The sequence below is a fragment of the Enterovibrio norvegicus DSM 15893 genome, from assembly GCF_900115495.1.
Lineage (GTDB): Bacteria > Pseudomonadota > Gammaproteobacteria > Enterobacterales > Vibrionaceae > Enterovibrio > Enterovibrio norvegicus.
Genome location: NZ_FOWR01000010.1, coordinates 93052 through 113185, shown reverse-complemented (window position 1 = coordinate 113185; position 20134 = coordinate 93052). Strand labels below are relative to the sequence as shown.

Below are 20134 nucleotides of genomic sequence, written 5' to 3'. Positions count from 1 at the left end.
AAATCCTTGCAAAAAGTGGCTGCCTGCGTCTGAGCAGGCAGCCAATGTCATTAACGGTTTTGGTGAATGTCTTCGAGGTAGGTGTAGCCTTTCAAACCTTCTGACAGCTCGAACAGAATCGATTCTTGCTCTTGTTCTGGCAGGGCTTTCACCATTTCTTCGTACTGGCTCAGGAACTCGTCAGCGTCTAAATGCACATAACGCAGCACGTCGCCCACGGTGTCGCCGTGGTGGATGGAGGCAATCTCGTAGCCGCCGTCTTTGTTGCTGCGCACAACGGCTGAATCGGTATCACCGAACAGGTTGTGCATGTCGCCCAGAATTTCCTGATACGCACCGACAAGGAAGAAACCAATGCGGTACGGTGATTCATCACACCATGTTGGCACTGCCAGGGTGCTTTCGATGCCTTGGCCTTCCACGTATTGCTCAACCGTGCCATCAGAGTCACAGGTGATGTCGAGCAGTACAGCACGGCTTTCCGGCGCTTTATACAGCTTCGACAGCGGCAGAATAGGGAACACTTGTTCGATACCCCACGCATCTGGCAGCGATTGGAATAGCGAGAAATTCACGAAGAATTTGTCGGCTAGGCGGCTGTTTAGCTCGTCCAATACAGGGCGGTGCGCGCGGTTTTTGTGTGACATTTTGCAAGACAGTTCGTAGCAAATACGCAGGCTGATTTGTTCTGCCCATGCGCGATCGGCAAAGTTCACCAAGCCCATGGCGAATTGCATGTGCACTTCCGCCAGATCGTTTTGGTTGTCGTGGTAGATTTCAACCAATGAGCGTTGATCCGTCGATTGGCTCAGGTCTTTGAATGAACGCCACATGTTGTGCAGTATTTGCGATGCGTCTTCTGCAGGCGCAAACACTTCTTCACGCTGGTAGCTTTCCACGCCCATCACATCGGTGATAAGAACAGCATGGTGCGCCGTCAGGTTGCGGCCTGATTCAGAGATAATGCGCGGCATTTTGATGTCGAAGGCTTTACACACATCGCCCACCGTGAAGACCACGTTGTTGGCATATTCACGCTGGCTGTAGTTCATCGAGCAACTGCTCTGGCTACGCGTACCTTCGTAATCGACCGCCAAACCGCCGCCCACGTCTAACGTTGTGATGCCTGCGCCCATTTGGTACAACTCAGCATACACGCGCGCCGCTTCGTTCACGCCTGAGCGTACGTCGCGGATGTTGGCGATTTGCGAACCGAGGTGGAAGTGAAGCAGTTGTAGCGTGTCGAGCATGTCTAGCTCACGCAGGCGGTTCATGACCGTCATGACCTGAGAGGCTGACAGGCCAAACTTGGACTTCTCGCCACCGCTCGCTTGCCACTTGCCTTTGCCTTGTGACGCTAAACGCGCTCGCAGACCCAGACGCGGTGTCACGCCCAGTGCTTTTGCTTCTGCCAGCACTGTGTCTAGCTCAGAGAGTTTCTCGAGCACGATATAGACTTCGTGGCCCAGCTTTTCGCCAATCAATGCAAGACGAATGTATTCGCGGTCTTTATAGCCGTTACACACGATCACCGAGCTGGCTTGGCGTGCCATGGCCAGCACAGCCATAAGCTCTGGCTTGCTGCCGGCTTCAAGGCCCAGTTGGCGCTCTTGGCTGGCGTATTGGCTTTTTAGAATTTCGCCGACCACTTCTTTTTGTTGGTTCACTTTGATCGGGTAAACCAGCAGGTATTCACCGTCATAGCCATAATCTGAGATGGCGTCGTTGAAGTGGGTGCACAGGCTGTCTACGCGGTGGTGCAAAATTTCAGGGAAACGCACCAGCACAGGCAAAGACGCGCCTTTGGCGATCAGTTCATCGGCCAGCGTAGAAAGGGCGATGTGGTTGTCCGGTTGGTTGGTGTCCGGACGGGCAACCACGTCGCCTTGTGAATTAATGTCGAAGTACCCTTGGCCCCAATATGGCGTGTTGTAGACATCACGGGCGTCGTTAATAGACCAATCACTCATGTTCTTTCCTCATACGGTGATTGGGTACATGCCAAATAAGCCATGTGCAGCGTGCTGCAAAGCGACGGCATATACCGAAAATTATGGAGATAACGATTGTGTTAACGCGAACGGTGTTCGCTGAGACGACTCATTGAGCGTGCATGTCTCGCGCTCACGGTAGCGTTGGATAGATCAGGAAATTCGCGTCATGGCGACGTGTCCGCCTCGATGCGGATTTTTTCCTGCGCGCCGTTGCCGAAAGGGGCTTGGGTTGATGTTGCGGTTGGACTGTAGCTGCGGAGTCGCAAAGGGTCATCAGGCTAAGTACCTGATCATCATGGTTTGCGAAAGGCTTCATTTTCATTCCCACACAGCCGTGCTGCAGACAGGCACGGTATGAAGAGACAGTGGCATGGATATGTGCGTTATTTCAATCGTTTAAGCACAGCGATCTGCCTGTATACACCTCGTCGGTATGATGGAACCCTTTGGGTGCATGGCGATTAGACAACCGTTTGGCAGTGGGCGCAAATAAATTAATTTGCGCGTTACGATGAGTAATTTTAATGATGAAAAGCAGGCAATAAAAAGCCCTCGTCCAATCAAGGTTGAGGGCATTCTCAGGGTGTTTAGGTATGGTGTTAAACGCGATCAGGCGTTAACGATTTGGCACAATTCGTTGCCACATAGGTGGTACTGACGTGGGCAGTTGCGCCACACTTGCAACATACGCTGGTATTTTGCCAGCATCGGCGTTTGGCTGTTGAAGTGGTGCGAACCTTTGTCGAATTGTGGGTAAAGGCCTTCGTTGTCTGTCAGGAAACGCACGTAGTGCATCAGGTGAGTTTCCGTAGCGGCATCAAAGCCCCAGAATTGCAGACGACGCTCATCCACATCGCATTCGCAGCGTGTGCCAGATTCCAACATGCGGAAAGACTCTTGCAGTGCGTGGTGCATTTCCATCACATCAACAACTTGGCGGCAAAGGTCTTCTGACATTTCGCCGAAGTTTTTGTCCAATTCACGCATTTGCAGGGCATAACCACGCTCTACAATGGTTTGTAGGCGTTGATACTTTTCTGCGTTTTGTGGATCAAGTTGCGACATCAAGGTGTACTGGTTAGAGAGGATAAGACGCTGAGCGTGTGTCATTTCCATGGTTGTTGCCTCAAAAAGATAAAAATTCTTTATCCAAACAGTCTCTTAGTTATACGTTTGAGGTGAGAAGTTTGGCAATTCATGTGCCACAGATTAACAGTTGGTGTGGTTCTATTTTTTGATCTGGACACAGGTTAGTTACGCTTTTTAACGTGAAATTTCACAAAATAGTCGACGTTTGAGAGCGAAAAATAACAGGGATTTTATGTTGTATTGGCAGGTATTTGGTTGGGCTGTTTTGCTGGTCATGCTTTGGCTTTGTTGGCCAAGGGATGGGTGGCAGAAAATGCGCCAAGACAAAGGCTATCAACACTTGGTGTTTGCCAGTGGCATTGTGTTGTTTTGCTTGTGGGCGCTGAAAGCCGGCATTCGCGAAGGGCTGGATATTCATTTTCTGGGGATGACGGTACTGACGCTCTGTCATGGCCCGAGGATCGCGGTATGGATTGCTATGATCCCGCTTGCCTTGATGGTGGGCTTTGGCCTGTTACCAGTGATGGATGTGGGGCTCTATGCCGTCACCACGGCGGTGATTCCGGCCTTTGTGAGTTACGCCATCTTCTGGCTTTCCTACCGTTACCTCAGCCGACATCTGTTTGTGTATATCTTCATTGCGGGCTTCTTTAATGCGGCGTTTACTATTGTGCTGCACTTGATAGTGGTGTCGGCGGGGTATTGGGTCTCTGGCCTGTATTCCTGGGAAACCATTACCCATAACTATTTGATGCTGGCGGTACTGATTTGGTTCCCGGAAGGCTTGCTCAACGGCATGGCGGTGACGCTGATGTCGGTTTATCGGCCGCACTGGCTACGCACCTTTTATGACAGGGAGTATTTGTCGCCGGATCGATAAGCCCGAATGCACCCGAATGATAGGCAGAAAAAAACCGACGTTACGTCGGTTTTTTTGGAGAGTGTCCCAATCAGTACATCACTGTTAAGCCGTAGCTTTCCAGAATGTTTTTCAGGTTTTCCATGGTTTCTTTCTTCGGTGGACTCACGTCTTTTAGCTCGTACTCGTAGCCCAGTGCTTCCCATTTGTGAGCACCTAGCTGGTGGTACGGCAGCATTTCGACTTTCTCAATGTTTTCCATGTCTTTGATGAATTCACCCAAGCGATGTGCTGAATCTTCATCGTCGGTGTAGCCCGGTACAACCACGTAGCGGATCCACGTTTTTTGGCCGCGCTGGTGAAGGTAACGTGCAAAGTCCAATACGCGTTTGTTTGGCACGCCTACCAGGTTCTGGTGCACTTCATCGTTGATCTGCTTTAGGTCGAGCATCACAAGATCGGTCACGTCCAACACTTCATCAATCACGTCAGTGTGTTTACGGATATAACCATTGGTGTCCAGACAGGTATGAATACCTTCTGCTTTGGCAGCACTGAAGAAATCGCGCACAAATTCAGGCTGAAGCATGGCTTCACCGCCAGACGCCGTGACACCGCCGCCAGATGCGTTGATGAAATGGCGGTAGGCAAGCACGTCTTTCATTAGCTCTTCAACGGTCACTTCTCGTCCGTCATCGAGATCCCATGTATCGCGGTTATGACAGTACTTACAGCGCATCAAACATCCTTGAAGGAACACGATAGAACGAATGCCCGGACCATCAACGGTGCCACAAGATTCAAAGGAGTGGATACGGCCATTTACCGACATGAGATTCTCCAAAACCACTGTAAAAAGTAAGGTGTTATTTTATTACAGTTCTGTGCGTATCTAAAGTGAATAAACGGAAAGAGGGTAAGGAATCTCAAGGTGTTGAAGGCGGAAGGTAAGATCAGAGAAAATCGCCATTTTTCGCGTCAAAATGAATGAGAATGGCTGTCATTTAGCCAGCGTAATGAAGGCTGAATAGTGCGGATAAAACGCGGTGTATTTTTAGAGAAACAGACATAAAAAAACACCTCCACATGGGAGGTGTTTTTTATCACTCAGTGAATGCTCAGATTATAGAGATTCAGTGAATGTACGTGCGATAACGTCTTTTTGCTGTTCAGCAGTCAGAGAGTTGAAACGCACAGCGTAGCCCGATACACGGATAGTCAGCTGTGGGTATTTCTCTGGGTGCTTAACGGCGTCTTCCAGTGTTTCACGGTTCAGAACGTTCACGTTCAGGTGTTGACCACCCTCGATGCCTGATTCGTGGTGGAAGTAACCGTCCATTAGACCAGCAAGGTTCGCTTTCTGCGTGTCGCCATCTTTACCTAGTGCGTTAGGCACGATAGAGAAGGTGTAAGAGATACCGTCTTTTGCGTGAGCAAATGGCAGTTTACCTACAGACGTTAGAGATGCTACTGCACCTTTCTCGTCACGACCGTGCATTGGGTTTGCGCCCGGTGCGAATGGTGCGCCAGCACGACGACCGTCAGGGGTGTTACCTGTCTTCTTACCGTATACCACGTTTGACGTGATAGTCAGGATAGACTGAGTAGGTACCGCGTTACGGTAAGTCTTCAGCTTACGGATCTTGTTCATGAAGTTTTCAACAAGCTGACACGCCATGTCATCAACACGTGAGTCGTTGTTACCAAACTTCGGATAGTCGCCTTCGATTTCGAAATCGATAGCAATGCCGTCTTCGTCACGAACTGGTTTAACTTTCGCGTACTTGATAGCAGACAGTGAGTCAGCCGCGACAGATAGACCTGCGATACCACACGCCATAGTACGGTAAACGTCACGATCCATCAGCGCCATTAGCGATGCTTCGTAGCTGTACTTGTCGTGTGAGTAGTGGATCGCGTTCAGTGCGGTCACGTACTGTGTTGCCAACCAATCCATGAAGTTGTCTAGGCCAGCCCACACTTTGTCGAAATCTAGAACTTCATCAGCCATAGGCGCTTGCTTAGGACCTACTTGAAGTTTCAGCTTCTCATCCACACCACCGTTGATTACATACAATAGTGTTTTAGCAAGGTTTGCACGCGCGCCGAAGAACTGCATGTGCTTACCAATAACCTGTGGCGATACACAACAAGCGATAGCGTAGTCATCGTTGTCGAAATCTGGACGCATTAGGTCATCGTTTTCGTACTGGATTGAAGACGTATCGATAGATACTTTCGCACAGAACTTCTTGAAGCCTACAGGCAGTTGCTCAGACCAAAGTACAGTGATGTTTGGCTCTGGGCTTGGACCCATGGTGTAAAGCGTGTTCAGGAAGCGGAAGTTAGTACGGCTTACCAGTGTGCGACCGTCAACACCCATACCACCCATTGATTCTGTTGCCCAGATTGGGTCACCAGAGAACAGCTCATCGTACTCAGGCGTACGTAGGAAACGAACCATACGCAGCTTCATGACGAAGTGGTCGATCATTTCTTGAGCTTCAACTTCGGTGATCTTGCCTTCGGCAATGTCACGCTCGATGTACACGTCTAGGAACGTAGAAGTACGGCCTAGAGACATTGCAGCACCGTTTTGAGATTTCACTGCAGCTAGGTAGCCGAAGTAAACCCACTGAACCGCTTCTTGAGCTGTGGTTGCAGGACCAGAGATGTCTGCACCGTATTTCTTCGCCATCTCTTTGATTTGGCCTAGAGCACGGTATTGCTCTTGAATCTCTTCACGCAGTTGCATGGTCATTTGTAGATCGTCGCCAGCTTCCAGTTTCGCTTGTAGCGAATGGAATTGCTTAGCTTTGTCCTTCATCAGGAAATCTACACCGTAAAGTGCAACGCGACGGTAGTCACCGATGATGCGGCCACGGCCGTATGCATCAGGAAGACCGGTCAAAATACCAGACTTACGGCAGTTCATGATATCTGGCGTGTAGATATCGAAAACGCCTTGGTTGTGTGTCTTGCGGTATTCTGAGTAAATTTTAGAAACCATTGGGTCAAGCTCGCGATCATACGCTTTGCAAGAACCTTCGATCATGCGTACACCACCGTTAGGGATAAGTGCACGTTTCAGTGGCGCTTCAGTTTGCAGACCAACGATCTTTTCAAGATCTTTGATGATGTAACCAGCGTCATGAGCAGTAATAGTAGAGATAACTGAAGTATCGAAATCTACTGGCGCGTGAGTTGAGTTCTCAAGCTTGATGCCTTCCATTACTTTGTCCCAAAGCGCGTTAGTCGCTTCAGTACCTTCAGTAACTAGGAAAGACTCGTCGCCTTCGTATGGGGTGTAGTTCTTCTGGATGAAGTCACGAACGTTAACTTCAGTCTGCCAGTCGCCGGCTGCGAAGCCTTCCCACGCTTGAGTAAATTGCTCTGCCATGATGTACCTACCTGTTTAAATTCAGTAGAAAAGAAAAATAAGTGTTCGTGTCGAATACGCTGAGCTAGTGCTTAGCTATGAGCTTGTTCGCCACGTAGATGAATCAGCCAGTACGTCATGCCTACAAGTAGGCCACCACCAATGATGTTTCCGATGGTTACTGGAATTAAGTTGTTCAGGATAAAGTTGCTTACCGTCAAATCGGCGAAATCAGCTGCACTATATCCTGTTGCTGCCCAAAATTCAGGGCTCGCGAAATTGTTGATGACGATGCCCATTGGAACCATGAACATGTTGGCAATGCTGTGCTCAAAGCCCGCTGCGACAAACATAGCAACTGGAAGCATCATCACGAGAATCTTGTCTGAGACACTGCGACATGAATAGGTCATCCAGACAGCTAGACATACCATCAGGTTACAAAGCGTGCCCAGAATAACGGCTTGTAAGAAGGTGTGGTGCAACTTGTGTTGGGCAATCTTCATGGCATTGATGCCCCAGTCGCCGTTGCCCGCCATGTGCTGGCCAGCAAACCAAATCATTGCAACGAAAAAGAGTGCGCCGACCATGTTACCGAAATAGACCGTTACCCAGTTGCGACCCAGTTGAGTCCAAGTAATACGGTTATTGGCTTTTGCGACGGTTGTTAATACGGTAGAGGTAAAGAGTTCACCGCCACAAACAACAACCAGAATAAGGCCGAGGCTGAAGGCAATACCGCCAACAAATTTGACGAGACCCCAAGGCGCATCACTCGCACCAGCGGTCACTGTGGTGTAGAAAACGAAAGCAATAGAAATGAATACGCCAGCAGTGATGGCGAGGATAAAAGATTGGAAAGGCGCTTTAGTTGCCTTGTAAACCCCGACATCTTCAGCTTTTTGCGCCATGGCTGGCGGCATCAGTGCGTCAAAAGGGTTGGTTTGAGTCTTCACGATAGTACCCACTGGTCTCCAAATTTCGCTGAAAGAATAGTACCAGAGGGGTGTTCCATCAAAATTGATTTAGATCATTGTTGTGAAATTTTATAACATTTAAAACGGCTATTTTTGGCTTAAAATTTATATATTGTTGATTTTATTAAATATAAAAAATTTAAACATTCTCAAATAAAATTGAATTGTAATTAAATTACGTACTTTAAAGGAAGGAAACGTCGAGTTTTGGTTATCAATGTTGCGGGAAAGCATTGCAATCAACCGCTTATGAATGCCTCGGTGTGAGGCCATTCATAAGCGGAATGATTTGCTGATAGTTCTCTTATTAAGACAGTGTCGCCTTGGCGATTTGTAGCTTGTTATAAGAGCCAAGCAGCTTTTGGTGGGCGCCAAATGCCGTGAGATCGGCATCTGGTGCGGTTAAACCAAAGAAGCGAATGTCACCTGAGATAGAATCCCAAACGGCATCCGTGGTTTCTTCACCGTATATAAAGCCAAATGCCTGACGGTATTCCGCAGGATCACGGACATCGTCTTGTGCAAGCTCTAGGCTCGCAATGAGGCAGCGCATGAAGATGGCGCGCGGTTGGCTATAAATCGTGGCGTTGTAATCCAAGCTCCACACTGCGAAATCTTGTGCAGATTCCAAATCGCCCATAGCCAGTGCCAACAGACACTTCAACTCGCCAATGGTGAGGGATTTCCATGCGGTGTTTGCATCAGGGGCAATACCCATCAATTCACACACCATGTAACTGTCATCGAAATCCGCCATTTCGAGCACATCAAACAAGAACTCGACAGACTCATCGCTGTATTCAGACGCGAGCAGCATCGACAAGGCATCACGTAGATCCGTACCACGGTTGTTATTACACAGCTGAATTTCTTCTGGTGGGTAAATTTCTGACCAGCCCGGTACGATGACGCGACAACAATTCACATCAAGGTGGGTGTAATCGGCGATGTAAGCATCAGCATCTTCTGCATGCAGTTTGCCCAATAGCCAATCGCATTCTTCTTGTGACGTACCTTCGAAGTTCCAATCTGCAAATTCAATGTCAGCAGTGGCTTTGAACATGTCCCAAGAAACTGTGCCTGATGAGTCAATGAAGTGGGTTTCAAGGTTGTGGTGATCGGCCACATCTTCATCGTGGAAAGACGGTGCTTCGAACACATCGAGATCTTTTAGGCTGCGACCTTGAAGCAATTCTGTCACGGTACGCTCAAGCGCGACCTGAAAACGTGGGTGCGCACCCCAAGAGGTAAAGCAGGTGCCGTTGTTTGGGTTAAACAACGCAACGCAAATCACGGGGTATTTGCCACCCAGTGACGCGTCATAGGCAACAACAGGGAAACCTTCGGCAATCAATGCATCGATGGATGCTTGAACCGATGGGTAGCGCGCCATCACGTCTGCTGGGATTTCCGGCAAGCTAATGCGCTCTGCGATAATGCGGTTTTTGATCGCGCGCTCGAACACTTCAGACAGCGCTTGGCTGCGCGCTTCGGTTTGTGTGTTACCTGCTGACATGCCGTTCGACACATACAAGTTGCCAATCACATTCATTGGCACATACACGGTGTGTTGGTCGCGTTGACGCTCAAAAGGCAGGGCACAAATGCCGCGTTCTTCGTTGCCCGATTGCAGGTCAATCAGCTCGCTTGCAGCAAGTGTATCTTCTGGATCATAGAATGCCGACATGGCGTCATCCAGCAAACCTTCTGGCAAGCTGTCATCATCCGTCAGTGGAAACCATTTCTCGTTCGGGTAATGCACAAACGGTGCGTTGGCAACGTCATCACCCATGTAGAAATCGGCGTAGAAATAGTTACAAGACAGACGCTCAAAATACTCACCTAATGCAGAGGCTAATGCAGCTTTCTTGCTCGCACCTTTACCGTTGGTGAAGTTCATTGGCGCGTCTACATCGCGGATATGAACAGACCAAACATTGGGTACTGGGTTTAGCCAAGAAACAGGTTCAACGTGGAAGCCATGCGCGGTGAGTTTTTCTTCAAAGCGATTGATGGATTCTTCCAGTGCGGCATCTTTACCAGGGATATAGGTTTTCATGGGAGTCTCAGTCTCATAAGGGGATGGCGAGTATAGCCCGAATCAACGTGCTTCAGGAAAAATATCTTACGACACGCAACACAGTTGTTAGCCTTATGTGAAGGAAGAAAAGAAAGGACGGGCTTGGGGAATTCAAACAAAGGCATCACGCGGAATTGTTCACTTTTACGTCTATTTTTCTCCTGAAAATGAGGATTGTTGTTTCCTCGCAAAAAATCGACGTTAAAACGCACGGGTATTGACCAATCTGCGTTATAGTCGATTTATCAGATCGTTAACGGCTAAGGGATATGAAAGGGTTCGGTATTGCTATCCTCTTTATGAGCGCATCATTTTCGGTGGTTGCCAGCGATCCTGATTTAGCCCGTCATCTCACGCGTATCGAACAATTGCTGTCGAATGAGCAATATAAAGACGCGTCCAATTTAGCTAAGGCGCTTGTTCCTGATAACGATGAGCAAAAAGCCCTGCATCAACGTCTTCTTGGGTTTATCTACCTGCAAGAAGGCGACCTCGACCGTGCTTCTCTCGCCTATACCAATGCCGTGAAGTACAGCAAGTTGCCACCAAGCCTTCGGCAAGATGCTTTTGGTGCGTTAGTGTCGATTTCCATGAAGCGCAGCAGACCCGATATCGCGGTGCGATATGGTCAGCTTTATCTTGAAGAATTCCCGCCGTTCCAGCCTGTAGAGCAGCTGTATACCCGTGCTTTGTTTGCGGAACAGTATTATGACCGTGCGCTGGAACAAGCCAATGCGGTGATTGCGCGTTATGCCGATGCCCCAGAGTTTATGTGGCAGATAAAGGCATTGAGCGAAGAGCAGTTGTTTCAAGATCGCGCATTGATCAATACCACGCGAAACATTCAAGAGCGTTACGGCAATGATATTCGCTGGCAACGCAAGCAAGCTGGGGCGTATGCACGCTTGGGCCAATTGCGACAATCGCTGCGTTTGTATCAACAAGCCAAAGAACAAGGCATGGCGCTGACGGGGCAAGATTATCTGGATATGGCGCATATTTCTGCGCAACTGGGTAAAGCATCGCAAGCCGCGCAATGGCTATCAAAAGGCGTAACAGAAGATGTGGCGCTGAATGACAGAGAAACACAGAAGCGCCAATTGCAGTACTTGATGCAGGCTTCCCAATGGGGAGATGCATGGGTGATTGCCGCGCAATTGAATGAAGAGCCGGAATTGTCGCTGCTCAAAGCGCAATGCCGTATTGCCTCTCAATTACAGCAATGGCCAGATGCTGCAGATTTGGCGCAGCGTGCTATCGCCATGGGCGGCGAGGATGATCCTTTTTTGTGGGAGATTCTTGGTTACAGCGCAATGAAAATCAACCAATTCGATGTCGCTCGCAATGCGTATGAAACCCTCAAGCGCTTAGAGCCTGACGGTGATGCGGATGTGTGGCTGAAAACCCTAGAATTGTTGACCACAGAATAAAGCGAGTATCTTCTTTACTCACTTACTCACTTACTCACTTACTCACTTACTCGCTTACTCGCTTACTCGCTTACTCGCTTACTCGCTTACTCGCGTTTCGGTCGGGTACAGATCCAGCAACTGAATCAAACGCATTCTCTCTGTCGGCCAAATGGGCGGAACGGCAGGTTTCCCTCTTTCTGTGTGCCAGCCTTTATAGCGTGTTGACGTGTATTCCACGGTTTCAAGCTTGTAATAAAGCGGCACGGTGATTTGCTGTTCTGCAATGCGCAGGTGCAGCTTATTAACCACATCGCGCTGTGCACTGGGTGCTGTTTGAAGAAGAAAATCACTCAGCAAGTTATCGATCACTTCATCTTTATAAAAATGGTGCGCGAAACGCGGCGAACTTGGCGTTTGATAATCACTGTTGAAGGCTTCGTTCAAATAGAGAAATGGTGTGTTGCCCGACGGATAGTTAGTAATGCTAATGTCGTAGTTCGCCAGCGCCATGTCTTCGATGTATTTCGGGTAAGGCAATTCTTTTACCGACACCTTTAAGCCCGCCGTGCTCATCATTTCGCTGATCACATTGGCGGCTGACGTGAAATCACTCCACCCAGATGGGGCAATGATCGACAGCTCAAGGGGGTTGCCCGAGGGTAATTCACGGTAGCCATCGCCATTCGTATCAGCCAGTCCCATTTCATCGAGTAAGCGTTGTGCAACCTTGGTGTGTTTGCGAATGTAGTAAAGGTGTTGCTCGGCGGCTGACGGGGCAATCCAGTCTTCAAACCTCGACTCCACACCACTGGCAAACATGGCTTTTTGGCCCTGGCCAAAAACGGCAATATCAATGAGCAGTTCGCGAGACAAACTCATGGATACAGCGCGACGAAAACGCACATCATTAAACACCGCGTGGGTGTCGGGGTTTGCGTGTTTGAAGTTGAACAGCAAACTGACGATCGTTGAGGGCTGGTGGTAGTAGTGATAATCACGGGAGTAAGAGGCGTAATTACGTTCAATGTCTGGAATGAACGCGCTTGCCCAATCAAACTCACCGCTGCTGAGGCGAGAGATCAATTCATCGTTCGTTCTGACGGTGGGATAGCGAATGCAATCGACCTTCAATGCATCTTGCTGCCAGTAATGGGGGTTGCGGCATTGAACAATGTTATTGCTGCTAAAGGCTTTGATGGTGGTGAAAGGGCCTGTGCCAACAGGGTGTTGGTTTAGGTAACTTCCCTTGCCTTTGATGGTTTCCCATTTGTGTTTGGGCACAATGATGGCGTCTGCTAAACGTTCTGCGATTTGCGCGTTAGGCTGACTTAACGAGACGTATACCTCATTTTTACCACGTTTTTCGACACGTTCGACCCACTTACCCAGTGAATTGTAATCCAGTTCTGGTTGTTTATTCAGCAGAGACAAACTGTAGACGACATCATCGCTCGAGAATGGTGCACCATCAGACCAAGTGATCCCATCACGTAAATACAGGGTGATGCCTGTTAAATCAGGCGAGAGAACATAGCGTTCAGCCAAACGAAAATGGGGCGTGCCATTGTCGAATACCATGAGGGGTTCATAGACAAAGTCATGAGTCGTCGCCAACGTATCGCTGCGAAATGGGTTGTAGTTACGCACGAAACCATTTGAGAGCTCAGGGATGATTGTCAAAGTATTGGGCATTGCAGCGCTGATGGTAGGCACCAGCACGAAACATAAGGTTAAAAAGCGCAGCAACATGAATCTCTCAGTATTGAATTTAAAGAGTATTTTTCACCGAATACACCCTACACTAACCCTAACTATGCATCAATGTTATCGACGCAGTGCACAGAAATCGCTCTGAGTATTTATGCGATTTATATGACTTAAATTTTAATTTGTTGAAGGTTAACAAATTGTTGCTGCTGGAAGTGATGGATGTTATTTTCAAATAAATGGGCTTCCGCAGTGGAATGTGTTGTAACACGCGAGAAAGTTACAACATAGTCAATTTAGCGCGGACCCCAAAAGTGAATACACAAAATAACAACAACACACAGCCGAATGTGTGCACATTGAACGTGCAAAAAGAATGACAGGAGTCAGGCGCATGAGCGAAGCAGTAGCGCTGCAAATTAAAGACCTTCACAAAACATTTGGTCAACATGAAGTATTGAAAGGGATCTCTCTCGACGCGAATGGCGGCGATGTTATCTCTATTATCGGCTCTTCCGGTTCAGGTAAGAGTACGTTTCTTCGCTGCATCAATCTCCTCGAAACACCTACCAGCGGTGAAATTTGGGTCAATGGTGAATTGATCGAAATGAAGCCAGGGCGTGGCGGCATTGCTGTGCCAGTGAGCGAAAAGCAAGTGCAACGCATTCGCTCGCGTCTTGCAATGGTATTCCAAGGGTTCAACCTTTGGTCTCACATGACGGTGATGGAAAATGTCATCGAAGCCCCTATTCATGTTCTCGGCGTACCAAAAGCAGAAGCCATTGAACGCGCGGAAGCTTATTTGCAGCGTGTTGGTTTGTACGAGCGCCGTGACTATTACCCCGGTCATCTTTCAGGTGGTCAACAGCAGCGTGCCGCGATTGCGCGCGCATTGGCGGTTGAGCCAGAAGCTTTGCTGTTTGATGAGCCAACTTCTGCACTCGACCCTGAGTTGGTCGGTGAAGTTCTAAATGTAATGAAAATCCTTGCAGAAGAAGGGCGCACCATGTTGGTTGTGACACACGAAATGGCGTTTGCCCGTGATGTGTCTAACCATGTGATGTTCTTACACCAAGGCCTTGTTGAAGAACAAGGGCACCCTGAAAAGCTATTCAGCAACCCTGAGTCAGAGCGTTTACAGCAGTTTATATCGTCAATTTACTAATTATCCGTTTGTGTTTGCTAATACTAATAGAGAGCAATTCAACGCAAATGTGACAATTCGGCGGATGGCGATGGAGTTTTGCCGTTCGTGTTAAGTACCTAAGGAGACATCAAGATGAAAAAATGGTTAGTTGCAGCTGCAGTAACAGCAGCACTTGGCGCGACAGCAGTTCAAGCTAAAGATTGGACAGATGTTCGCATCGCTGTTGACGTTCCTTACGAACCATTCGAATACAAAGCGCCAGATGGCACCTTGACGGGTTTTGAGGTGGATTTGGGTAACGCTGTGTGTGAAAACGCCAAGCTCAACTGTAGCTGGGTCGTTCAGGCATGGGATGGCATCATTCCAGGTCTTAAAGCGCGTAAGTATGATGTTATTTTCTCTTCAATGTCGATCACCGAAGAGCGTGCGAAGCAGGTCGCTTTCACTAAGCCTTACTACAACACGCCAAGCGGTTACTTCGCACCAAAAGTATCAAACCTAAACCCAAGTGATGTTGCATCACTGAAAGGTAAGCGTATTGGTGTTCAGCGCGGTACGATCCAAGATAACCACGCAACGGATACCTTCGGTAAAGTGGCTGAGATCAAGCGTTACACAACCGGTGATGACTTGGTGCTGGATCTGCAAGGCGGTCGCCTTGACTTGGTTCTGATTGATTTCCCTGTGGGTGAAGCAGCGATTTTGGGTGCATCTGACGGTGCTAACTTCAAAACCGTTGGCGAGAACATCCAACTGGGTGGCGGTGTAGGTGCGGCAATGCGTAAGCGTGACAAAGACCTACTGGCTATCTTCAACAAGTCACTGGATGAAGTAAAATCAAACGGCAAGTACGAAGAGATCATGAACAAGTACTTCAAGTACGACATCAAAATGTAATGACTCTCTAATGTGGGCGAAGGTTCAACGAGAACGTTTGCCCACATGCTAAAGCAATACCCTGTATGTCAATGATATGCAGAATGTTCCAAAGGGAGCAGGACGTGCTCCCTTTTGACCGATTGGGTGTCTATCGGTTTTTTACGTGCAGGAGGAAAGGATGTTAGATCTGCATGGTTATGGCCCTTCCATATTTATGGGCGCAATTCTGACCGTTCAATTGGCGGTGTTATCAGCGGTGATCGCATTGTTGCTCGGTTTGATCACAGCAATGGCGCGTCTCTCAAAAAATCGCATAGCGCGTGGCGCAGCAACGTTATATTCCACCGTGGTTCGCGGCGTGCCTGACTTGGTACTGATGTTGCTGATCTTCTTCGGCGTTCAGATCATGCTCAACAACTTTTCTGATTGGCTTTATGACAGCTATGAAATCGACGTGTTCTTTAACGTTGATGAATTCACTGCGGGTGTGTCGACCATAGGTTTCATTTTCGGTGCGTACATGGCGGAAACCTTCCGCGGCGCATTCCTTGCGGTTGACCGCGGTCAGCTGGAAGCAGGCACTGCGTATGGCATGAGCAACTGGATGGTTTTCCGTCGCATCATGTTCCCTCAGATGATGCGCCATGCCTTACCCGGCATTGGTAACAACTGGCTCGTGTTAGTGAAAACCACGGCACTGGTTTCTGTGATTGGTCTGGCGGACATGACGCGCCTTGCGAAAGAGGCGGCGGGCGCGGTGAATGAACCGTTTAAATTCTTCATCCCGGTTGCCATCGTGTATCTGTTGATCACCTCGGTGTCGGAACTCGGCCTTAAGCGTCTGGAACGTAAGTTCAGTGCTGGTGTGGTAAGAGGCTAAGGAGAGCGGAATGTTAGAATCACTGTATGCCTTTCTCGATCAGAACGAGATTTTCACCTCAACCACCATTGTTCACTATTGGAGTGGTTTGACGGTGACGGTTCAATTGGTTGTGCTTTCCTTGTTTTTAGGCTTGATTTTATCTGTGCCTTTGGCGGTGGCAAGAACCTCTAAGAACCCTTGGATTAACCGCCCAGTGTGGGTTTACGTTTACATCTTCCGTGGCACCCCTTTGCTGCTCCAGCTGTATTTGATTTACTACGGCGTGGCGACCATCGAAGGCATTCAACAGTCCATGTTTTGGGCGGTGGTTGAAGACGCGTTTTACCCGTGCTTGCTGGCGTTTGTGCTTAATACCGCGGCTTACACCACGGAAATCCTGCGTGGCTCTATGATGGCGACGCCTCGCGGCGAAATTGAAGCAGGTATGGCCTATGGCATGTCACGCTTCACGATTTTGCGCCGTATCATCCTGCCATCGTCTTTCCGTCGCGCACTGCCTGCGTACAGCAACGAAGTCATCTTCATGCTGCACGCCAGCTCAATAGCCTCAGTCGTTACCATTATCGACCTCACAGGCGCAGCACGAGACATCTACGCGCGTTTCTACGCCCCGTTTGATGCCTTCCTGTTTGTGGCTGCGATTTACTTGTGTCTGACGTTTACGATTGTGTATGGCTTTAAGCGTTTGGAAAAACGCTGGCATAGACATTTGAGGCCGTTGGAGAGTTAACTGCAGATTGCGAGAATCGAGAAAGAGCAGTCTCGAGAAAGATCAAAAGAGCAGATAAAGAAAAAGCCAGCATGAGAGTGCTGGCTTTTTACGTTGAGGAGGCTGAATCGCTTCTCGCTTTAGGCTCTTACTCGCGACTCGACCCTGCTCTTTCTCGACCCTGAATTACTTAAATTCCGCCCAAATTGGCGCGTGGTCTGACGGCTTTTCAATGCCGCGCAGTTCGTAATCAATGCCGGTATCGATGCACTTCGCCGCGAGCGGGGCGGTAGCCAGTACCACATCAATGCGCAGGCCGCGGTTGTCGTCAAAGCCGCGTGAGCGGTAATCGAACCACGAGAATTTATCGTCTGCGTCTGGGAATTGCTGGCGGAAGGTGTCCACAAAGCCCCAATTCATCAAGGTCGCGAGCATTTCACGTTCTTCTGGCTGGAATGAACACTTACCAGTTTTCAGCCAGCGCTTGCGGTTGACGTCGCCGATACCGATATCAAGATCGATAGGGCTGATATTGATGTCGCCCATCACAATCACGTTTTCGTCATTGGTATGTGCGTCGTTAAGGTAGGTCATCAAATCTTTGTAGAACTTAATTTTGGCAGGGTACTTGGTCTCATGGGCAATGTTTTCGCCCTGCGGGAAGTAACCGTTTAACACCGTCACTTCACTGCCGTCATCTTGCTTGAAGGTTGCCATGATCATGCGGCGTTGTGCGTCTTCCTCGTCAGTTGGGAAGCCTTTTTGCACCTTGATAGGTTCTTCCTTACACAACATCGCGACACCGTAGTGGGCTTTTTGGCCGTGAAAATACACCTTGTAACCCATGGCTTCGACGTCTTCGAGCGGAAATGCTTCGTCGTGTACTTTGATTTCCTGCAAGCCAATCACATCCGGTTGGTGTTTTTCGATGAGGGCTTGAAGTTGATGAAGGCGGGCACGTAGGCCATTGATATTAAATGAGATGACTTTCATTCGCTTTTTCTTCTCTTTGTTTGTGAAATACGTCGAGCGATCCCCAGTGTACCGCATATAAACGCATTTGGGCTGAGAAAACAGTGAGTAAGACGAAGCTTCTGTGTCTACATAGAAGCAAAATCTCTTGGTTGCAACTATGCTGTAAGCAAAATCATGCGCTTAATAGAGATTGATTGGCAATCAACGCGTTACTCGCAAATTCTTTGTTGTGGTGTTTCACGACGTGAGGGAGGCAGTTAATGAGAATAGTGACCTTGTTTAAAGCCAGCTTGGTGGTGCTAGTGACAGCGATGTTGTCTGGCTGTGGTGAATTTGGCGACTTCACCACTGAGCAGATATGCAAAGCCAGTATTGCCGCGATCAAAAAGAAAAGCCCAACCGTGATGACTGTGGATAAAGTGGTCGTGGAAGCCGAGACCGAGCTCAACATTTATTACATGTCTTACCGACGTCCTGATGACGGTGGCAAATGGCACGTTCGCTGCAAGGTGAATAAGACCCGCGCAATATGGTCTCAAAATGAAGGTCGCTGGCGTGATCAAGCCCAAGATCCAACGATTCGCTTTGTGATTGATGGCGATGAAATCACCATCAACGAATCCTATCCTGATGGCAGTGCTGCCAGCAACGTGACATTCAATATTAGCTACCTTGGCGGTAAGCAAAAATAGACGCGTTGATCATTCCCCATCGGGCTGCATTTTTGCAGCCCGATGTGTTTCTGCCGCAATAAACTTCGTTGATGTGATTTCAGTGGGTGTGCAATTTGGCGATGCATCTTGTTCAAAAAACTAGAACAACACTAACAAGTTTGTCATGCCGACTTTTTATGCCTTACTTTTTATACTTTCCACCATCGTGTTGAAGGAGAAACATAATGGGTAAGTTAGTCGACGGCGTTTGGCATGATGTTTGGTATGACACCAAAGCGTCGAACGGGAAGTTTATTCGAGAAGACGCGGGTTTTCGTTCTTGGGTAACACCCAATGGCGAGGCTGGGCCTACGGGTGATGCAGGGTTTTCTGCTGAGTCTGGTCGATACCATCTTTATGTTTCTCTCGCGTGTCCTTGGGCGCACCGCACGCTGATTTTCCGCAAGCTCAAAGGGCTCGAATCACACATTGGTTTAAGCATCGTCAGTGCTGACATGCTGGAAAGCGGGTGGGCATTTGATGAACCAGAATCGCTCTACGGTTTTGATTTCATGCATCAGCTTTACACCAAAGCCAAAGGGGATTACACCGGGCGTGTCACCGTGCCAGTGCTTTGGGACAAAAAGACAGAGACCATCGTGAGCAATGAGTCGTCTGAAATCATTCGTATGTTCAACACTGCGTTCAATGATGTGACAGGGAATACCGATGATTATTACCCTGAGGCGCTACGCAACAGCATCGAAGAGTGGAATGCGCATGTTTATCCCAACGTGAATAATGGGGTATACCGCTGTGGATTTGCGACGACACAAGAGGCGTATGAAAGCGCGTTTGACCAACTCTTTGCTGCGCTAGATTGTCTTGATGCGCATTTGGCGACAAGTCGCTTCCTGACGGGCGGACGCATCACAGAAGCGGATTGGCGATTGTTCACCACGTTAGTGCGTTTCGACGCCGTGTATGTGGGTCATTTCAAGTGTAACCGTCAGCAAATTGCGGATTACTGCAATATCTTCAATTACATGAAAGAGTTGTATCAAGTGGAAGGCGTGGCAGACACCGTGAACATGGAACACATCAAGCGTCACTATTATTACAGCCACGGAACCATTAACCCAACGCGCATTGTGCCAAAAGGGCCTGAGCAGGATTTGTGGACGCCGCACGGCAGAGAGGCGTTAAGCGCGTAAATCACGTCAAGGCGATCTAACGCTAGGCAGGTAAGAAAGCCTAAACGCAAAAAAGCCAGCTCAATGAGCTGGCTTTTGCAAAGATGGTGGTGGGAGAAGGATTCGAACCTTCGAAGGCGGAGCCGTCAGATTTACAGTCTGATCCCTTTGGCCACTCGGGAATCCCACCACGAGTTT

16 protein-coding genes and 1 tRNA gene are annotated in these 20134 nt (G+C 48.7%); 8 read left to right on the top strand and 9 right to left on the bottom strand.

Annotation, left to right across the window (positions count from 1 at the left end; translation table 11 throughout):
• Window positions 1-50: 50 nt before the first annotated feature.
• On the bottom strand, window positions 51-1970 hold the full coding sequence (speA, locus tag BM082_RS08405) for a biosynthetic arginine decarboxylase (protein ID WP_074926553.1): 1920 nt from the start codon (window positions 1968-1970) through the stop codon (window positions 51-53).
• A 633-nt stretch (window positions 1971-2603) separates the two neighbouring features.
• Complete coding sequence (locus BM082_RS08400) at window positions 2604-3110, bottom strand: YfbU family protein (protein ID WP_017008594.1); 507 nt, start codon at window positions 3108-3110, stop codon at window positions 2604-2606.
• Window positions 3111-3315: 205 nt separating this feature from the next.
• On the opposite strand from BM082_RS08400, the gene BM082_RS08395 reads away from it, so the two are divergent.
• Window positions 3316-3963, top strand: a complete 648-nt coding sequence (locus BM082_RS08395) for an energy-coupling factor ABC transporter permease (RefSeq protein ID WP_017012701.1) — start codon at window positions 3316-3318, stop codon at window positions 3961-3963.
• 70 nt (window positions 3964-4033) lie between these two features.
• Here the strand turns inward: BM082_RS08395 and pflA are convergent, their stop codons facing one another.
• The 4 genes from pflA to ycaO all read right to left on the bottom strand — a co-directional run bounded on the left by pflA (window position 4034) and on the right by ycaO (window position 10357).
• Window positions 4034-4774, bottom strand: coding sequence for a pyruvate formate lyase 1-activating protein (gene pflA / locus BM082_RS08390; protein ID WP_074926550.1), 741 nt, complete (start codon window positions 4772-4774; stop codon window positions 4034-4036).
• Window positions 4775-5065: 291 nt separating this feature from the next.
• Complete coding sequence (gene pflB / locus BM082_RS08385; protein ID WP_017017120.1) at window positions 5066-7342, bottom strand: formate C-acetyltransferase; 2277 nt, start codon at window positions 7340-7342, stop codon at window positions 5066-5068.
• A gap of 71 nt (window positions 7343-7413) precedes the next feature.
• Window positions 7414-8289: a formate transporter FocA gene (gene focA / locus BM082_RS08380; RefSeq protein WP_017008589.1), complete on the bottom strand. Its 876-nt coding sequence runs from the start codon at window positions 8287-8289 to the stop codon at window positions 7414-7416.
• A gap of 316 nt (window positions 8290-8605) precedes the next feature.
• Window positions 8606-10357 carry a 30S ribosomal protein S12 methylthiotransferase accessory factor YcaO gene (gene ycaO / locus BM082_RS08375; RefSeq protein WP_017017119.1) on the bottom strand — a complete coding sequence of 584 codons (1752 nt, stop codon included), beginning with the start codon at window positions 10355-10357 and terminating at the stop codon, window positions 8606-8608.
• A gap of 290 nt (window positions 10358-10647) precedes the next feature.
• Between ycaO and BM082_RS08370 the strand changes: the two genes are divergently transcribed.
• The gene (locus BM082_RS08370; protein WP_017008587.1) at window positions 10648-11808 is read left to right on the top strand and encodes a tetratricopeptide repeat protein; all 1161 of its coding nucleotides are present in this window, start codon (window positions 10648-10650) and stop codon (window positions 11806-11808) included.
• Window positions 11809-11886: 78 nt separating this feature from the next.
• Here BM082_RS08370 and BM082_RS08365 read toward each other — a convergent pair whose 3' ends face one another.
• Window positions 11887-13539: an ABC transporter substrate-binding protein gene (locus tag BM082_RS08365; protein WP_017017118.1), complete on the bottom strand. Its 1653-nt coding sequence runs from the start codon at window positions 13537-13539 to the stop codon at window positions 11887-11889.
• A gap of 352 nt (window positions 13540-13891) precedes the next feature.
• On the opposite strand from BM082_RS08365, the gene BM082_RS08360 reads away from it, so the two are divergent.
• The 4 genes from BM082_RS08360 to BM082_RS08345 all read left to right on the top strand — a co-directional run bounded on the left by BM082_RS08360 (window position 13892) and on the right by BM082_RS08345 (window position 17136).
• A complete protein-coding gene (locus tag BM082_RS08360) occupies window positions 13892-14662 on the top strand; it encodes an ABC transporter ATP-binding protein (protein ID WP_017017117.1) in 771 nt (256 codons plus the stop codon).
• A 114-nt stretch (window positions 14663-14776) separates the two neighbouring features.
• Entirely contained in the window at window positions 14777-15541 is a 765-nt protein-coding gene (locus BM082_RS08355; RefSeq protein WP_017017116.1) for a transporter substrate-binding domain-containing protein, read from the top strand.
• Window positions 15542-15701: 160 nt separating this feature from the next.
• Window positions 15702-16403 (top strand): ABC transporter permease, encoded by a 702-nt coding sequence (locus tag BM082_RS08350; protein ID WP_017017115.1) that lies wholly within the window; start codon window positions 15702-15704, stop codon window positions 16401-16403.
• Window positions 16404-16413: 10 nt separating this feature from the next.
• Window positions 16414-17136 carry an ABC transporter permease gene (locus BM082_RS08345; protein ID WP_017008582.1) on the top strand — a complete coding sequence of 241 codons (723 nt, stop codon included), beginning with the start codon at window positions 16414-16416 and terminating at the stop codon, window positions 17134-17136.
• A gap of 165 nt (window positions 17137-17301) precedes the next feature.
• Here the strand turns inward: BM082_RS08345 and xthA are convergent, their stop codons facing one another.
• Window positions 17302-18108 (bottom strand): exodeoxyribonuclease III, encoded by an 807-nt coding sequence (gene xthA, locus BM082_RS08340; RefSeq protein ID WP_017012707.1) that lies wholly within the window; start codon window positions 18106-18108, stop codon window positions 17302-17304.
• A 242-nt stretch (window positions 18109-18350) separates the two neighbouring features.
• Between xthA and BM082_RS08335 the strand changes: the two genes are divergently transcribed.
• Both BM082_RS08335 and BM082_RS08330 read left to right on the top strand, forming a co-directional pair.
• Window positions 18351-18782: a hypothetical protein gene (locus BM082_RS08335; RefSeq protein ID WP_017012708.1), complete on the top strand. Its 432-nt coding sequence runs from the start codon at window positions 18351-18353 to the stop codon at window positions 18780-18782.
• 206 nt (window positions 18783-18988) lie between these two features.
• Window positions 18989-19957: a glutathione S-transferase family protein gene (locus tag BM082_RS08330; protein WP_017010851.1), complete on the top strand. Its 969-nt coding sequence runs from the start codon at window positions 18989-18991 to the stop codon at window positions 19955-19957.
• Between the two features lie 84 nt (window positions 19958-20041).
• Here the strand turns inward: BM082_RS08330 and BM082_RS08325 are convergent.
• Window positions 20042-20126 (bottom strand) — tRNA-Tyr (locus BM082_RS08325).
• Between the last annotated feature and the right edge of the window lie 8 nt (window positions 20127-20134).

Excerpts from the sequence above, each read along its gene's own strand:
- speA (WP_074926553.1), bottom strand. The coding sequence starts at position 1,970 with ATGAGTGATTGGTCTATTAACGACGCCCGTGATGTCTACAACACGCCA.
- BM082_RS08400 (WP_017008594.1), bottom strand. The coding sequence starts at position 3,110 with ATGGAAATGACACACGCTCAGCGTCTTATCCTCTCTAACCAGTACACC.
- BM082_RS08395 (WP_017012701.1), top strand. The coding sequence starts at position 3,316 with ATGTTGTATTGGCAGGTATTTGGTTGGGCTGTTTTGCTGGTCATGCTT.
- pflA (WP_074926550.1), bottom strand. The coding sequence starts at position 4,774 with ATGTCGGTAAATGGCCGTATCCACTCCTTTGAATCTTGTGGCACCGTT.
- pflB (WP_017017120.1), bottom strand. The coding sequence starts at position 7,342 with ATGGCAGAGCAATTTACTCAAGCGTGGGAAGGCTTCGCAGCCGGCGAC.
- ycaO (WP_017017119.1), bottom strand. The coding sequence starts at position 10,357 with ATGAAAACCTATATCCCTGGTAAAGATGCCGCACTGGAAGAATCCATC.
- BM082_RS08370 (WP_017008587.1), top strand. The coding sequence starts at position 10,648 with ATGAAAGGGTTCGGTATTGCTATCCTCTTTATGAGCGCATCATTTTCG.
- BM082_RS08365 (WP_017017118.1), bottom strand. The coding sequence starts at position 13,539 with ATGTTGCTGCGCTTTTTAACCTTATGTTTCGTGCTGGTGCCTACCATC.
- BM082_RS08360 (WP_017017117.1), top strand. The coding sequence starts at position 13,892 with ATGAGCGAAGCAGTAGCGCTGCAAATTAAAGACCTTCACAAAACATTT.
- BM082_RS08355 (WP_017017116.1), top strand. The coding sequence starts at position 14,777 with ATGAAAAAATGGTTAGTTGCAGCTGCAGTAACAGCAGCACTTGGCGCG.
- BM082_RS08350 (WP_017017115.1), top strand. The coding sequence starts at position 15,702 with ATGTTAGATCTGCATGGTTATGGCCCTTCCATATTTATGGGCGCAATT.
- BM082_RS08345 (WP_017008582.1), top strand. The coding sequence starts at position 16,414 with ATGTTAGAATCACTGTATGCCTTTCTCGATCAGAACGAGATTTTCACC.
- xthA (WP_017012707.1), bottom strand. The coding sequence starts at position 18,108 with ATGAAAGTCATCTCATTTAATATCAATGGCCTACGTGCCCGCCTTCAT.
- BM082_RS08335 (WP_017012708.1), top strand. The coding sequence starts at position 18,351 with ATGAGAATAGTGACCTTGTTTAAAGCCAGCTTGGTGGTGCTAGTGACA.
- BM082_RS08330 (WP_017010851.1), top strand. The coding sequence starts at position 18,989 with ATGGGTAAGTTAGTCGACGGCGTTTGGCATGATGTTTGGTATGACACC.